This window comes from Robbsia andropogonis, from assembly GCF_000970345.1.
Lineage (GTDB): Bacteria > Pseudomonadota > Gammaproteobacteria > Burkholderiales > Burkholderiaceae > Robbsia > Robbsia andropogonis.
This window is the reverse complement of record NZ_LAQU01000002.1, coordinates 187338-202463: the sequence shown is the minus strand read 5'-3', so window position 1 is coordinate 202463 and position 15126 is coordinate 187338. Positions and strand designations below refer to the sequence as shown.

The window sequence follows — 15126 nt, the reverse complement described above, 5'->3', positions numbered from 1 at the left end:
CCAGACGCGTGAGATGCAATAATAGATTGCATCGGAATCAACGAATAATTACCGCGGAGAACGACGCGACATGCAAGACGTGGACTTGAATCTTCTTACCGCGCTGGATGTCTTACTCGCCGAGTGCAGCGTGACCAAGGCAGCGCACCGACTCGGCTTGAGTCCATCGGCCATGAGCAGGACGCTTTCGAGACTGCGGGCCGCGACCGGGGATCAACTGCTGGTGCTAGCCGGGAGGACGCTCGTTCCAACGCCGTATGCCGAGCAACTGGGTGAGTACGTCCATGAACTTGCCCGAAACGCGAGAGCCGTCCTTCAGCCCGCAGGCAGCGCATTGGACGTCGCCACGCTCGAGCGGACGTTCACGATTCGCGCGAATGATGGCTTCGTCGACCTAGCAGGCGCATCGCTCATGGGGGCCATTACCGAAACCGCACCCAACGTCCGTATCCGGTTCGTATCGAAGCCTGACAAGGATGCACGACCACTTCGCGACGGTGTGATTGACCTGGAGGTCGGCGTACTTGGAACCGCCGCCCCGGAACTTAAGACGCGGTTGCTGTTTCGAGATCGGTTCGTGGGTATCTGTCGAGTAGGTCATCCGCTTTTGACAAAAGTGACCGCAAAACGCTACGCTAGTTATCAGCATGTGGTCGTGTCACGAAAACGGCTACCTTTCGGCCCGGTGGACGATGCGTTGGGCAAGCAGGGTCTGCGCAGGACCATTGCCATGGTTGCACTCACCTATGCCAACGCGTTGCAGATCGTACGCGGCTCGGATCTTCTTGGGCTCGTCCCGCATTCATGCCTTGGGAGTGCCTTGCTGAGCGGTCATGCCGGTAGTGCGGGCGTTCAGTGCTTCGAACTCCCCGTACGAACACCGGAGATCGCGGTGTCGGCCATTTGGCATCCCCGCCTTCATGCTGATCCCGCTCATCGCTGGCTGCGCGATACGCTTTTTACCATTTGCAAAATTACTGTCCCATAAGCCGATCACTGCTACACGCTCTGAAGACCAACTGATCGACGATGGTGCGAATGGCGGGATCCTGATCGGCCCGCTAATCGTAGTGTACGTTGCCGATAATCCAGCTCCATGGTGGGTGCTTGGAACGGTACGGCACCGGGTCTCGGCCATCCGTGCCATCGCGAGGCAAAATCACCCGCAATGTGCGGGCGCGGGGCAGTGCAGTTTGGAGGGGCGTGACTCGTGACGATGCGTCTGACGAAAAGTGGTTTCAATGCCAATCTATCCGTCCATGTTTGGCAGGCAAGAGAATCGACATACGCGTTGACAACCTGTTTTTGAGATTCTATTTTATTGGAAATGGCATCCAGGAAAATGGCATAAGATGGACGTCAACCTGGTTATTGGACGGCGACTGCGAGGCCTTCGTGACGAACGAGGCTGGTCTCTTGATGTACTTGCTGATCGAAGCAAAGTGAGCCGGTCCAATATATCGCTCATTGAGCGCGGGCAGAGTAGTCCGACGGCAGTGGTTCTCGACAAACTCGCGACGGCCCTCAGCGTGCCGCTTGCCTCGCTGTTCGAGCCAAGTGCCGTACCAACCGCTGCGCCTTCCCCTGTTTCGCGCGCTGCTGAACAATCAGTTTGGACCGACCCCGCCTCCGGCTACATTCGACGCCGCCTGTCACCTCTCTGCCCCTCGGCAATCCAGTTAGTGGAAGTGAACTTTCCCGCTGGCCGATGCGTTAGCTACGATTCCGGCCCGCGCGAGGTGGATATTCAACAACAAGTCTGGATCCTGGAAGGCGAAATGCATATCACGGTAGGTGAGACGGTCTGGCGATTGGAGCCTGGTGACTGTCTCGCAGTGCGGCTTGACTGCCCTACGGTGTTTAAGAATTCCGCCCGCAAGGCTGCCCGTTATCTTGTTGCGCTGACCACCCTGTATCCCAATGAACGGAGAAACGGATGATCGAGAATATTGTCATAAAGCGTGTCGGGGCGAACGAAGCCGCGGCATGCGTTGAAGCCCTTTCCGATGTGCTTATCGACTGCGTGGAGGGAGGCGCATCGATAAGTTTCATGCTGCCATTTTCCAGGGGAAAAGCCTTGCGCTTCTGGCAGCAAGTTGCCGAGAGCGTCGCACGCAACGAATGTGTGTTATTGGTCGCCGAAGACGGCGACGGCCGGATCGTGGGAACCGTGCAAATGATTACGGCACAACCGGAGAACCAGCCGCATCGCGCCGATATCGCAAAAATGCTGGTGCATCGAAGTGCGCGCAAAAATGGTATCGCGCGGCGACTGATGGCAGAGATTGAACACGTCGCACGGGACGAGAATAAGCGAGTGCTTGTCCTCGATACCGAGACGGGAGGCGACGCCGAACGGCTATACCGGCGCGCGGGCTGGCAGCGCGTGGGAACGGTGCCGAATTATGCGTTGATGCCAAATGGGGCGTTCTGTGGAACGACTTTTTACAGCAAAGAGATCTGATTCGTCAGAGCAGTCGTCCATCCATACGGTCGCACCTTTCATTGATGACGGGACGGCATCGGCTTCGTCCGCCCTGGCCCACGCAGTGATAACGATATTTCAGCGTATCGGCTTTCCTCGATTGCTCGGGAGCATCGTTCGTCTGTGTATCATGCGATGTCCACGCAGGGTTTTATAAACGTGGTTTTGGTATAGGCAAGGGTGAATCCGGCGCGTTCAGCATTCCGTGCGCTGACGTTCGCCGGCCTTGCGGTAACGAATGCCAGACGACATACCATTCGCTTTGCCGTCAGCAACCTCGCGTGTAGCAGTCCCAGTTGCGCTCCCTGCCCGCGATAGGTCGGAAGGGTGCTGGCGATATAAAAATGGGCGATCCGATCAGCGCCGACTTCCAAGATGCTCATTCCAGCGGTCACGATGGTAACCCCTTTCAAGCGTGCCGCGTATAGCAGGGTGTCGGTTCTTGCCACGGCTATTCGCGCAAGTGTTTCCAGTAAAATGGCTGGGCGCGGGACAAGCTGTTCCGCAAACCCGGCCATTGAATCTTTGATGAACGTTTTTTCGATTTCGTTCCTGTCGTCGATCACTTCAATAGCATCATTTTGATATGCCACTGCATCATGGCGCGTAGGTTGGCACACGTATGTGTTGCTGAGCGCCCCTGTCGTATAACCACGCGCTTCCAATATTCGGCGTGCGCTTGCGTCGGCGTGCGGACAAAGGTCGATTTCCACATCAAGCTGATTGATTGCGTATGCTCTTTCAAGTTTCTACTTGTTCCTGCAGATGGCGCGCTTCCGCTTGCTCCAGTGCCAGCGCGACTTCCGCCCCCCTGAGCCGCAAGGGCGATAACGACGGCGTATTGAAATACATCGGATGAATGTCGTTTCCGGAAATAAGATCCAATTTCGCATTGGATGTGAATGAGAGTTGGTGTTGGCAAAGCGCTCAAGCGCGTGCGGATGCACTACACCGCCAGATTCGTATCATAATGTCTTGCCAACGTCCTGGGCGCTAGCGATGAAAATCCTACATCCTCCGATATGCAGGCATCCGGGCGTAACCTTGCGGCAGCTCGAACGATCCGACGCGGCAGCCTGGTATGCGTATCTTCGACTCCAAGTGGTATTCGAACATACAAGTTGGAATCTCAGTTCTGAATGCGATCTGTTGCCGCTTTTCGATAATATCGAATCGTCTGCGCCGCAGTCCGATCGAAGGCTTGCGATTGTCGACAGTGGATCATTGGAGCTAATCGGGACGGTGGGTTTCCACACCGTATCGGACATCAATAAGACCGCGGAAATTGCGTACGATCTCACGCCGACAATGTGGGGAAAAGGTATTGCACGTGCCGTGTGCGCCACCGTCACATCCTGGGCATTTGAGCACCTCGGCTGGGTGAGGGTGCAGGGTACGGTGTTAGAGACGAATAGGCGTTCTCAAAAGGTCTTGAAGTCATGTGGATACGCCTACGAAGGCCGACTCAGGGCGTATCGCATGGTACGCGGGACGCCAGGCGATTTCGCTCTCTTCTCGCGGTTGGCGACAGACTAGACGTCGAAGTCCGGCTGGATAAATCGCCGGTAAGCAGTTAGCGTTGGCGATAAGCGAGAATCCGACAGATAACGTATTCCTTCCACATGGCGCCCGCCTGATATCGCTTGGGGGGGGGCGGTCGAGCCCCATCATGGACCGGGCGCCGCGTGCGCACCATCTCGCTTGACAGAGGCGCTTGCCGCAGCTGCATGATATTCTCTTTAAAAATCAATGAATTAATTTTATTCTTCGCGGGTTTTGAAATCTATTTTCAGCAGACCTCCTCGCGGTCCACGCAATGGCAAGTTGCAATTCTTACCGTGGTCCGAAAAAGACCGGGTGCCGGTTGTAACCGTCCACTGTCTCTTAAGTGCCCGATATCACCGGTGTTGTCTTGCCGTCGATCCAGGTTCTATCAAGCAAGCGCTATAATCCGGTTGACGCGAGGGTTACTACCCGTTCCGTGCGCACGTCCATTGAATAGTCGATATAGTGATTTGCTTGACAGGGCTCGGCGTCACTCGGTGCCAAACCGGTCCGAAAAACTGTAGGCGCCCCCGTGGCTTACATGTGACAAGGCCTTGTCGAGTTACAGGTTTATCTAGGAGAATCAGCAGCATGGGAGTGCCCATTTCACAAGCTTGGACGGTGGCAACGTACGTTCTGAAGCAAAAGCTCATGCGTCGTGCCCGTTACCCGCTCGTCCTGATGCTTGAGCCCCTGATGCGCTGCAATCTCGCGTGTGCAGGCTGCGGCAAGATTCAATATCCCGCGCACATCCTGAAGTCGCAACTCACGCCAGAAGAATGTTTTAAAGCAGTGGAGGAATGCGGCACGCCGATGGTGGCTATACCAGGTGGTGAGCCGTTGCTACACCCGCAAATGCCTGAGATTGTCGCTGGCCTCGTGGCGCGCAAGAAGTATGTGTATATGTGTACGAACGCACTGCTGTTGGCCAAGCAGTTGCATTTGTTCAAGCCAAGTAAATACTTGTCTTTCTCGGTCCATGTCGATGGTCAGCGCGAACATCACGATTTTTCCGTGTGCCGCGAAGGCGGCTATGACATTGCCATGGAAGGTGTGCGCGCAGCGGTAGCCGCCGGTTTCCGGGTGACGACGAACACGACCTTGTTCGATGGTGCTGATCCAAACAGCGTGCGCTCGCACTTCGACGAGATGATGACGGCGGGCGTGGAAAGCATGATGGTCTCGCCGGGTTATACCTACGACAAGGCACCCGATCAGGCGCACTTCCTGGGCCGCGCACGTTCGAAGAAGCTTTTCCGCGCCATCCTTTCGAATCGAAAGAAAAGCTGGCGTTTCAATGCTTCTCCGATGTTCATGGAATTTCTCATGGGCAAAAAAGATCTGACGTGCACGCCTTGGGGAATGCCGACATACAGCATCTTTGGATGGCAAAAGCCATGCTATTTGCTGCAGGATGGCTACGCCGACAGCTTCGATGAACTGATGGAAAGTGTGAAGTGGTCACAGTACGGTACCGAAAGCGGTAATCCGAAATGTGCGAACTGCATGGTCCACTCGGGTTATGAAGCCAGCGGCGTGAATTATACGTTCGGCTCGTTCAAAGGCCTGTTCCAGACGGTCAAGGCGATGCTCTTCGACAAGTACGAGGACAAAGGAGCAAACGATCTGCTTGCGACGTGGCAAACCAAGTCCCACGAAGTTCCCATGGTGTTCGTGCCCACAGCGCAGCGTGCCGCGGCAAAAAATAAGGAAGGTATCCTCGCGGTTGACGCCACCGAGCAAGCTGTTGCGCACGTTCGCCCAGACGAGCAAGAACACGCTGCGGGCACAGTGCACGAACGTCTGGAGGGTTGGACGCCGGAACTGACGACGGAAGCCGAAGTGCGTGACGCGATCGAGAAAGCCTTCGATTATCGTGGCGATGTCACGATTACCCGTAAAGACGGTTCTGCCGTCGCGGGTTATCTGTATGACCGTCAGTACAAAGAGGCGTTCAGGGAATGCTTTGTTCGCATCATTCCACTTGGGAAGCAGGAAAAAGAAATCATTTCCTATATGGACGTACGCGCAATAGCCTTCACAGGCAAAGATACGGCCGCAGGAAAGACTTTCGAGAATTGGGTAAAGCGCTATTGGGAAAAGAAAGCCGCCGGCGAAAAGAATATTCAGATCGAACCGGAATATCTAGGGGATTGAGCGCCGCGTCTGTCGAATGCCTGCCGATGAGCGGGTCGATACGTAAAGCGTTTCAATCCGCGATCGCAAATAATGGCATTTAACCTTGCACCGTGGATTGAAGCATGGGATAGGTGAATAAAAAGAAATGCAGCGCATTTACGCCGAAATGAACCATTATGGCGGTTCGAAGACCGCCGAAATGATAGGCTAGCCCATATCCAACGCCGGCCACACCACCTACGGCCGCCCACTGCCATCCCTCGAACAGATGGGCCAATCCAAATAAAAAGGCGGCTGTGCTTATGGCCAGCGCACTTGCGTAGCGGTGGTCTTTGAAGAGACGCGCGAGACCGGCCTGCAAATAGCCGCGAAACAGTGCTTCCTCGGCAAACGAAACGAGGAGCAGGTTATTCACAAGAAAAAGCAGGCTGTCAGCGGGAGATTTAGGCGCCCACGCAACCAGTTCGAGCCACGTTGCAAGGGAAAGGCAGGCCGCTGCCGTGATGACCAGCACGACCATGCCAGATAATATCGCGGCGCGCCAAGGGCGCTGTAATTGAATCCATGGCAACACGAGCACCAACCAAAAACCAATCAACGGTTTGTCGAGGTTCAAGTACATCGTGAACGGCACAGCATCCGCTGTGAATCGTTCCGGTCCAATGACCCGTGAATTGTGAAACCCGGGCAACCAATGCACGCTGAGTGCGATGGCGACAACGATAAATAACACATGGCCGGCATATCGAACGTGGGTCAGGCGAGGCGAGTGTACGATATAGGCGGCAAGCATCAATAACGCGAGGGGTATGAATGCCGCCAAACCGAGCAAGCCATCCGCCAGTGCCATGCCGTAGCCAATGACGAGCAGGGAAAAACTCAGCCATCGATTGCGCGATAGTACCGTTACCGCCGCCGCAACAAAAATCACGATCCATGCGACATCATGCATACACGTTTCCGGTGCCCTAACGCTAAGAAGCTAGGTTCGTCGCATCGCTGTTGTGGGGGAAGGACCGAAGCATAACGCGATTTCGTAACGTATAGGGTTTGGGGCAGCGATTTTTGGTCCACGTTTTCGCAAATGGTCCGTGTCGAATGCAGCCAACCGCGCGCGGCGGTTTTTTCGTCGTTCAGGCGAGCCATTAGCGCCTAGTTGTCAAAATATAGACCTCCGAACAATAGCGGATCAGTAGAGCATATCACCAGAATCATGCCGCGAGGTCGATTCGTCTTGACTGCCCTTGCACCAGTAATTCGCTTACGCGCGGTGTACCCCGCGCGATGATTTTGCCGCGTCGGATGACGAAGAGACGGTTTGCCTTCAGGCGAAGCGCCTCCAAGGGGTCTCTGGCTTGCAGTACGACGAGATCTGCGTTGCACCCTTCCGCAATGCCATAGCCGTCCAGACCGATTGCTTTCGCGCCGTTGACGGTCAACGCGTCAAATATGCGTTTCCGGTCCTCTACGCCGGCCATTTGCGCCACGTGGATAGCCATATGACCCACTTCCAGCATATCGGCGGCACCCATCGAGTACCATGGGTCCATCACGCAATCATGTCCGAATGCGACATTCAGTCCGGCGTCCATCAGCTCTCGAACCCGTGTCATACCGCGACGTTTTGGATAGGTATCATGGCGCCCTTGCAGCATGATATTGATCAACGGATTGGAAATGACCTGGATGTCCGCCTCTGCCATTAATGGGATAAGCTTGGAGACATAATAGTTGTCCATCGAATGCATTGAGGTGAGATGCGAACCCGCCACGCGTCCTTGGAGGCCGAAGCGTATCGTTTCACTTGACAGTGTTTCAATGTGGCGCGACATCGGATCGTCGGTTTCATCGCAGTGCATGTCCACCGGCAAGCCCCGGTCAGCTGCGATGCGGCACAACGCCTCCACCGATGCAGCGCCTTGCGCCATGGTTCGCTCGAAGTGCGGGATGCCACCGACCACGTCCACGCCCATGTCAAGGGCCCGGTTCAACGCGTCGACCGCACCTGGCGACCGGTAGTACCCGTCTTGCGGAAACGCGACAAGTTGGAGGTCGATATAGGGTGCGATCTTTTGTCGTACTTCGAGCAGGCCTTCGACTGTAATAAGCCGTGGATCGCTTATGTCGACGTGACTGCGGATATGCAGCAGGCCTTGCGAAATGGCGATGTCGCAGTATTTCAGTGCCCGCTCGACCACGGCATCACGCGTCAATGTGGACCGAAGCTCGCCCCAGAGCGTGATGCCCTCCAACAGCGTCCCTGACACGTTCATTCGTGGTGTTCCCATCGACAACGTCGCATCCATGTGAAAGTGCGGGTCGACAAACGGCGGAGAAACCAGTCGACCTGTCGCGTCGATGTCCTCGCCGGCCTCTGCGGCGATCGATGGCGCGATTTTAACGATCTTCTCATTGTCGACCGCGATGTCGATGCCAGTACGGCCGTCTGGAAGTGTGGCGTTACGAATGATAAGGTCGAAGTGCATCGGCATGCTCCCTCTGTAACGGAAACCTGGAATAGTGTTGTCATTATCGGGCAAACACCAAGGTTTAGGACGATGGGTCTGATGTGTGGCGGCGCTTGTCATCGTAAGTTCGTGCGGATACCCGTCCGCCGCACGCCGCAAAAATCGCGCGCATAACGAATTGTTCGTTCGTGGCAGGTAATAGTGCATGAAAAGCAGGCAGCGCGCTGCTAATCTCCAAATCATTTCCATTCAAAGGGAAAAATCATGGACGGCGTTCGCGCTTCGAACATCGGTATGAATGGGGCAGGTACCCCGGTTGTGCCGCTTGTGGACGACAGCACGCGCGCAAGACAAGAAGATAGGGAAACGCCCGATGATTTTTTGCGGGGCGACGAAGAACGCAGTCGCCATATGGCGGAGGCGGCCCTTCTTCTTCGGCAGAGACCAACAACAGAAAGACTACCGTGGTTTCTCGCTGGTTTCGACTTGTTTGATTTGCCGCGGGACGTTATTTTTAGCATTACCGGTTTTTATCGGTGTACGATTTTTCCGGCTGGCCCAGGTCAGCGTTGTCGCCCCATCCATTATTCGATCCGATACGAAGACGTGGGAAGCAATCAGGGGTGCCAGGGACGGCCTGGGAATCTGCGCTGCCTTGCAGGCGATCTTGACGGAATATGACAGCTGGCAACCTGCATTGCTCAGGGTGCTTTCACGGAAAGTACGAAAGATCGAAGTACGCGACCGGGACGCCTTGAATGCACAATGGGAACGCGCGATCACCGTGGTGCACCAGGCAGATACATCCCGACTGAGCGACGACGCACGTGCGGCGCGTACGCGGGACTTGCTGATCAGCGCCTGGTATGGCGTCCAGGACCCAGGAGGATGGCAGAGGAGCCGAGGAGTGAATATCGCTCTGACTTTTCTATGCAGGTTGCCAACTTCCTGTCGCCCGTCTGCCTTGGAGGAGATGCTGGCGGAAACCGTGCTAATCGGGGACATGGCGGAATTGCCGAAACCGTTCGCTCGTGGCGCGCTTCTGGATAATTTCTGTGGTGGAATGGGAGAAAATTCACCTCGTTGGTCAACGGGCTTAATGGCGTTAATGAGCCGCAGATTGCTTCAAATAGCGGATCAATGCAACATCGCCGAGCGGATGCATTGCGACTTTGGCGCGACGCAGGAGCAGGGCGTTGCGTTGGACGACATCCTGGTCAGTGTGATCGCGCGGTATCCAACATTGCGGAACTGGCAAGCGGCAACGTGCCTGTGCGACAGATGGCGATCCGATGACGAAGCGTTTTTGAATCGGGTACTCAAGCGTCATGTTGTCGAGATCGCGCCATTTGTACGAAAAAACCTCGACAGTGACGATGAGAGGCCACGCGACAATACGCTACGTTGGGCCTTGGAGGCGTGGCCGAGACTGCAACCCCTGTTTTCCAGGCTCGAAGCCGACACATTAAACGCGTTGGGTTCCGATCTAGATAAACAGTGGGTCTTTTGGCGTTTCTATCATCAAACCGACGTCGACCAAATCGGTGGAGACTGGCGAGGAATCTGTGCTGCGGTACGAACGCAAGCACCATGGCAGACGCACCCGGTATTGATGCATCGTCTTGCGAATACGGTGGGCCTGCACGACACGGTCGCCGGCAATGCGATGTTCGATCGCGTCGTCACAAGAGGCGCTTACGAACGACTCATTGGAGAGTTCGCCGTCTGGCGTGACGAGGTCGTGGCCCAGTGTCGGGCCGCGAATCAAGTAAAGCTGGCCGCACGTGCCGACGCCGCGCTCATCCAGATGTGGGCAAACCTGGTCTTGAGAGAAGACAATGGGGTTCGATGGACGGTCAAGCAGCGTATCGGAAAAATAGCCGCCCATGTTTTTAGTGCCATACCGATACGGTACTGGGGGGACGTATTGGACACGCTGACCTCCCTTCCTCGGGAATTTTACACGGACGTGGCGGACACCAATGATCCAGAACACCGGTTGCAGCTTCATCTTCTTTTCGACGACACCGCCCTTCGTATGCGAGTGAACTTTTTCCTTCGCGATCCGGCCTCGTCAGCCGTGGCGCCAAGCGATACGTTTTCGGCGGTCATTGTCGAGCAGGTTGCAAAGATCTGGGAAATTCTTCCGGATTGTATTGTCGCGGGAAAAGCGGGACTGGTTACGTTCTGCGATCGATTTGATTTGCGTGATATATATCGCAATAATCTCGAATGGGCAATCTTGCACTATCATGTTCGCCGTATTGCAAAAGGCGAATTGGCAATCCCTGATGCGTACCGATTATGCGATGATGACGAGCAAATGCGAGCGTTGCTCGATGATCTGATCTGGCAAGAAATTCTTCGTGATTTATTACTCGCGGGGGTTAAACGAAATGCCATCGTTTCAACCTACGGTGCACTTCCTCCGACGCTGGACGAAAAGTTATCCGTATTTTTAGTCACCGTTCCGACAGCCCCGGTAGCTATTGCAAATCCAGGTGGAGAACGCCTTGAATATCTCGATTTCAGGATGAAGGAGGGCGCAGACGACGATAACTTGATTGACGTAGACCCGCTGGCGGCACCCCATGATGCGCTCGGTTTTCCTCCTCTTCACTTTTATTTTGATCAATAGGACGCTATTACAATAGCGGGCCGTGGCGTATCCGCAGCACATCGACGATCTATTGGTGTTGGCGCTGCTTTTTTTAAATCGAATGAAAAGAGATGGACAAGCGCCGCGCCGCGGATAACGTCGGATTAACCAACGTGGTCACCGCGCCATGGTGCTATTAAGTTTATTTAAACGCGTGCCTTTAGCCACTTCGCTTTTTGGTGACATCGCGTTTAAATGTAATGTCGTCTATTGTCCGACTTCACATCAAACAGATTCAGGGCCGGGTTGGCGGAAATGTCCGTACGTGCGGCGAGGATGGCATCAACGTCCACTTTCCCTCGGGGCTGCGCCTTGAAGACCGCAATCATGGCAGGGGTAACGTCTTCGGGATACAGCGTGGTTACGTCCCTGATTGCTTTCCAGACTTCCAGCTTCTCGCCGAAGCCGTTGCCTTTCAAACCCAGGTCGCTGCCGTCGGTCTTGAAAGCCGAATACGCAATCTCCTCCGGGTTCTTGCTTTTGCTCAAACCGCTGTAGCTTGCGTTGGCGCCGCCATACGTAAATAGATTTCGTACCCAAATCGCAAAGCGCCCCAAAGTGGATGTTTGCGCCTGGTGATCTGCTTTGATCTTCGAGCGTGCGTCAAACGCCTCACGTGCCAGGTTATCGCCAAAGCACTGTTCCTTGTCGTGAAATTCCTTGAACTTTGTCTTGAAACTGTCTTCGTAAGCCGAAGTGACGCCATCGTTGTAGCTGTTCCGGACATCGGCATTGCTCAAAGGCGCCGCTTTGGTGGAGGCAGGAGGCGCATTTTCTGTTGTACTCGGGGCCCAGACAACTTCGGGGCCTTTGCTATCAATCATGCTCATTGGGTAACCTCATATAGACTAGTTTTGAGCCGATTAAGTGGCCAAAGCATTGCGATAGTTCCAACTGTCGGGCAACCGTTTCACCGTTACTCACGTGACCTCTGTTCGCCGCAGCTACGTGACCGGCATGATCTTCCGAGCACGTGGCTGCTCAGCGCAATGGTGTTACGTATGAATGTAAAATGAGGGTCGTTGAATATGCTGTTTCGCAAAACGGTAAATATGCCTCACTGCCTACAACTGATGCGTGCTGTCACATCAGACTAATCGAGCAGTCTATATTATCGACTACGAATCAAATATGATTTGAAAATATCCGCGTATATGCGAAAGTGCCCCGCTTGATGGGATATCGATGCCAGGTTCGGTCTCATCGGACACGTCGTACTATCTTGAAGGAGTTGATCATGCGGGTTTTCGTAACAGGCGCTGGAGGATTCATCGGCGGCGGTATCGCTGCGCATTTGGCTATGCGGGGCAATCAGGTCAGTGGACTGATTCGTCGTGCGGAGCAAAAGCGGCTTTGGAAGCACTTGGCATCACGCCGATCCTAGGTAGCTTGGAGGATACCGGTTTGCTGACCATGCAGGCTGCGGCTGCGGATGCCGTAATCAATGCTGCGGACAGTGACCATCAAGGTGCCATTGATGCGGTACTCGCGGCTTTGGCTGGCAGCGGAAAGGCCTTCCTGCACACGAGTGGTTCAAGCATTGTGGGTGACGCGTCCGGTGGCTTGCCGTCGGATGCGATCTACGATGAGGACACGTTGCCGATGCCCACGCCGGACAAGGTTGCGCGCGTTGCCATCGATACGAAGGTGCGCGACGCCGTGCATCGAGGTGTCCGTTCCGTGGTGTTGTGCAATACGCTGATCTACGGCCATGGCGTGGTGCCAGGCACACGTAGTGTGCAGTTGCCGCGCTTCGTCGGACAAGCGAAGAAGAGCGGAGTCGTTCGACATGTGGGTCCTGGTGTGAATCGGTGGTCCAATGTACACATCGATGATGTTGCCGAACTGTATGCATTGGCGCTGGAGAAGGCAGACCGCGCGCCCGGCGCGAGTTTTTTCTTCGTGGAAAGCGGTGAAGCCTCGTTCCGGGACATGACGGCAGCAATTGCCACCGCGTTGCACCTCGGGGTTGCGCAGGATTGGCCGCTCGATGCTGCAAAGGAGGAGTGGGGGTACGAGATGGCGTCCTATGCACTGGGCTCCAACAGCCGCGTGCGAAGTAAGTACACTCGGTCGCAGTTGGGCTGGCAGCCACGCAGGACGTCGGTGATCGATTGGATCATCGGCGAGATGGTCGCGACTTGACGGGGCTGCGTTTGATGCGGATCGAACGTTCAGGAGCGGGGGGCAAACTTGCTGAACCCGCCATTCTTTGAACACTTGTCAAACGGCCCGCAACGTTCGCAGTAAATCCTGCCAGTTATTCCGCGTCATTGCATCGAACCAATTATCGTGATTCGCCGACGGCAACAGCAGCAACTTGCTGGCTGTATGCGCGTTGGCAAAATGGCGAGCGTGATCCACGGGAATGAGCGTGTCTTCCTGCGCGCCCACGATTACCAGCGGTCCGCGGTAATGCGATACCGCGGCGATCGAATCGAAGTCATTGTGCAACAACCAGCGTACCGGAAAGATGGGATATTTTTCAGCGGCGACATTAGCGAGCGAATCCCACGGTGTGAAGAGTACGACCCCCGCAATAGCAGCTTCATTGCCTTGCACCACCTGCGACGCCATGCCGGCGCCGAGGGACTCCCCGACCAGATAGACCGGACCGCCCCATTTCGCAAGCGCAGTGGCCAGCGTTTCGCGCGATGCGGTCAATGCCGCGCTCATCAGGCGCGGCCCTTGTCGGCGGCCGTGTCCAGGATATTCGGCAATGATGACGCGATAACCAATATGAGAAAATACATCGGCGAGCGGCAACTTGTTTTCCGCCGATTCCTCATTGCCGTGATAGACAATGACGGTGCCGCGAAGCGAGCGTCCGATTGGCGTTACGATGTAGCCGGCGTATTGATCATGCGCACGCCACACATCGATGCTTTCAGCGGGATGTGGCACCGATCGCAAATCCGGTGCATAAGGCGTCGAGGGCAACAGCATGCGGTCCTGCATCAGGAACAGGCCGAGCCCCGAGGCTAGATAGATGGCAATCGCCAATCCTACGACGTAAGATATTAAACGCATGCCGCCACTCACTTGTTCTGGGTTTCAGATCTCTCTCCGAGTATAAAGTCAACAGGATGGATATGCTTTGATGCACGATTCGGCCTGGCGTTCTGGTACTTCGCCGCCAAGGTGCACAGATACGAGTCGGTGGACGCTTTCTATTGAAAGTGCGATGATTGTCGACGCCGTTGCCGCCCCACCCGCTGCCTTGATATCCATGTCGATCCGGACCGTGTTGACTCGTTGCCTTTTGCCGATTTGTCTCGGATTGCATGGCATTTTCTGCATTGCAATCGAGCCTGCTTCAACAGTGTCCGCATCCGGTGCAACGACATTGCCTTTGGCTGCAGCGGGAGACGTAGAGGAAGTGCCCGGCGCATCGAGCGCGTCTGAGCAAAGGGGCTTTGCCACGTACGCAAACGCTCGATACGGATATTCAATTGCGTATCCTGACGATTTACTTACGCCCGGAAAGGAAGCGGACGACGGCGACGGTCTCGCATTTTCGGCCAAGACAGGCGGTGCACGCGTCGCGGTGTGGGGCCGATACAATGCGACCGATGACACGCCTGTTGCATTGCTCCAAGGAGAGGAAGAGGGGGCTTGCAATGGTCAACCTGCCAGCTACGAAGTCAGCAAGCGCGATCTTGTCGCGTTTTCGTGCAAGACGGAAGACAACGAAATTGTCTACGAGAAGATGATTATCCGCGACGAGACGCTGGCTGTCGTATCATTCACGTACCCTGTAGCGGAACAGGCGCTCTGGGGGCCCATCATCACGAAAATGGCAGGTTCCCTGCATCTCGATTAGCGTGACG

Annotated in this window: 13 protein-coding genes and 1 pseudogene; 8 read left to right on the top strand and 6 right to left on the bottom strand. The window is 55.3% G+C overall.

The annotated features are described in order from the left end of the window. Positions 1-70: 70 nt before the first annotated feature. The 3 genes from WM40_RS02835 to WM40_RS02825 all read left to right on the top strand — a co-directional run bounded on the left by WM40_RS02835 (position 71) and on the right by WM40_RS02825 (position 2464). Positions 71-988 carry a LysR family transcriptional regulator gene (locus WM40_RS02835; protein ID WP_046152089.1) on the top strand — a complete coding sequence of 306 codons (918 nt, stop codon included), beginning with the start codon at positions 71-73 and terminating at the stop codon, positions 986-988. Positions 989-1352: 364 nt separating this feature from the next. Further along, a complete protein-coding gene (locus WM40_RS02830) occupies positions 1353-1940 on the top strand; it encodes a helix-turn-helix domain-containing protein (RefSeq protein WP_046152088.1) in 588 nt (195 codons plus the stop codon). Continuing rightward, positions 1937-2464: a GNAT family N-acetyltransferase gene (locus WM40_RS02825; protein WP_024905585.1), complete on the top strand. Its 528-nt coding sequence runs from the start codon at positions 1937-1939 to the stop codon at positions 2462-2464. Before WM40_RS02830 ends, WM40_RS02825 begins: the two co-directional genes overlap by 4 nt. 149 nt (positions 2465-2613) lie before the next feature. Here the strand turns inward: WM40_RS02825 and WM40_RS27630 are convergent, their stop codons facing one another. Then, positions 2614-3150: a hypothetical protein gene (locus tag WM40_RS27630; protein WP_157685683.1), complete on the bottom strand. Its 537-nt coding sequence runs from the start codon at positions 3148-3150 to the stop codon at positions 2614-2616. Between the two features lie 76 nt (positions 3151-3226). After that, positions 3227-3370, bottom strand: a complete 144-nt coding sequence (locus WM40_RS29885) for a hypothetical protein (protein ID WP_157685682.1) — start codon at positions 3368-3370, stop codon at positions 3227-3229. A 114-nt stretch (positions 3371-3484) separates the two neighbouring features. On the opposite strand from WM40_RS29885, the gene WM40_RS02815 reads away from it, so the two are divergent. Both WM40_RS02815 and hpnH read left to right on the top strand, forming a co-directional pair. Continuing rightward, entirely contained in the window at positions 3485-4021 is a 537-nt protein-coding gene (locus WM40_RS02815) for a GNAT family N-acetyltransferase (RefSeq protein WP_024905583.1), read from the top strand. A gap of 600 nt (positions 4022-4621) precedes the next feature. Continuing rightward, positions 4622-6187 carry an adenosyl-hopene transferase HpnH gene (gene hpnH / locus WM40_RS02810; protein ID WP_024905582.1) on the top strand — a complete coding sequence of 522 codons (1566 nt, stop codon included), beginning with the start codon at positions 4622-4624 and terminating at the stop codon, positions 6185-6187. A 79-nt stretch (positions 6188-6266) separates the two neighbouring features. Here hpnH and WM40_RS02805 read toward each other — a convergent pair whose 3' ends face one another. Together WM40_RS02805 and WM40_RS02800 are read right to left on the bottom strand one after the other, a co-directional pair. Next, positions 6267-7121, bottom strand: a complete 855-nt coding sequence (locus WM40_RS02805; protein WP_046152087.1) for a CPBP family intramembrane glutamic endopeptidase — start codon at positions 7119-7121, stop codon at positions 6267-6269. A gap of 259 nt (positions 7122-7380) precedes the next feature. Then, complete coding sequence (locus WM40_RS02800) at positions 7381-8655, bottom strand: amidohydrolase family protein (RefSeq protein ID WP_036012878.1); 1275 nt, start codon at positions 8653-8655, stop codon at positions 7381-7383. 1594 nt (positions 8656-10249) lie between these two features. On the opposite strand from WM40_RS02800, the gene WM40_RS29880 reads away from it, so the two are divergent. Next, positions 10250-11275 carry a hypothetical protein gene (locus tag WM40_RS29880; protein ID WP_162199028.1) on the top strand — a complete coding sequence of 342 codons (1026 nt, stop codon included), beginning with the start codon at positions 10250-10252 and terminating at the stop codon, positions 11273-11275. Positions 11276-11487: 212 nt separating this feature from the next. Here the strand turns inward: WM40_RS29880 and WM40_RS02790 are convergent, their stop codons facing one another. Next, complete coding sequence (locus WM40_RS02790) at positions 11488-12126, bottom strand: hypothetical protein (RefSeq protein WP_046152085.1); 639 nt, start codon at positions 12124-12126, stop codon at positions 11488-11490. 407 nt (positions 12127-12533) lie between these two features. Here WM40_RS02790 and WM40_RS02785 point away from each other — a divergent pair. Beyond that, positions 12534-13441 (top strand): annotated as a pseudogene (locus WM40_RS02785) (NAD-dependent epimerase/dehydratase family protein). 78 nt (positions 13442-13519) lie between these two features. On the opposite strand, the gene WM40_RS02780 reads toward WM40_RS02785, so the two are convergent. Then, complete coding sequence (locus WM40_RS02780; RefSeq protein ID WP_046152084.1) at positions 13520-14326, bottom strand: alpha/beta hydrolase; 807 nt, start codon at positions 14324-14326, stop codon at positions 13520-13522. 154 nt (positions 14327-14480) lie between these two features. Here WM40_RS02780 and WM40_RS27625 point away from each other — a divergent pair, with 154 nt between their 5' ends. Continuing rightward, on the top strand, positions 14481-15119 hold the full coding sequence (locus WM40_RS27625; protein WP_052738138.1) for a hypothetical protein: 639 nt from the start codon (positions 14481-14483) through the stop codon (positions 15117-15119). Positions 15120-15126 lie beyond the last annotated feature (7 nt).

Bases quoted from the DNA above. Each gene is read 5' to 3' on its own strand.
- WM40_RS02825 (WP_024905585.1), top strand. From the start codon at position 1,937: ATGATCGAGAATATTGTCATAAAGCGTGTCGGGGCGAACGAAGCCGCG.
- WM40_RS02805 (WP_046152087.1), bottom strand. From the start codon at position 7,121: ATGCATGATGTCGCATGGATCGTGATTTTTGTTGCGGCGGCGGTAACG.
- WM40_RS02800 (WP_036012878.1), bottom strand. From the start codon at position 8,655: ATGCACTTCGACCTTATCATTCGTAACGCCACACTTCCAGACGGCCGT.
- WM40_RS29880 (WP_162199028.1), top strand. From the start codon at position 10,250: ATGCATCGTCTTGCGAATACGGTGGGCCTGCACGACACGGTCGCCGGC.
- WM40_RS02780 (WP_046152084.1), bottom strand. From the start codon at position 14,326: ATGCGTTTAATATCTTACGTCGTAGGATTGGCGATTGCCATCTATCTA.
- WM40_RS02790 (WP_046152085.1), bottom strand. From the start codon at position 12,126: ATGAGCATGATTGATAGCAAAGGCCCCGAAGTTGTCTGGGCCCCGAGT.
- hpnH (WP_024905582.1), top strand. From the start codon at position 4,622: ATGGGAGTGCCCATTTCACAAGCTTGGACGGTGGCAACGTACGTTCTG.
- WM40_RS27625 (WP_052738138.1), top strand. From the start codon at position 14,481: ATGATTGTCGACGCCGTTGCCGCCCCACCCGCTGCCTTGATATCCATG.
- WM40_RS02835 (WP_046152089.1), top strand. From the start codon at position 71: ATGCAAGACGTGGACTTGAATCTTCTTACCGCGCTGGATGTCTTACTC.
- WM40_RS02830 (WP_046152088.1), top strand. From the start codon at position 1,353: ATGGACGTCAACCTGGTTATTGGACGGCGACTGCGAGGCCTTCGTGAC.
- WM40_RS02815 (WP_024905583.1), top strand. From the start codon at position 3,485: ATGAAAATCCTACATCCTCCGATATGCAGGCATCCGGGCGTAACCTTG.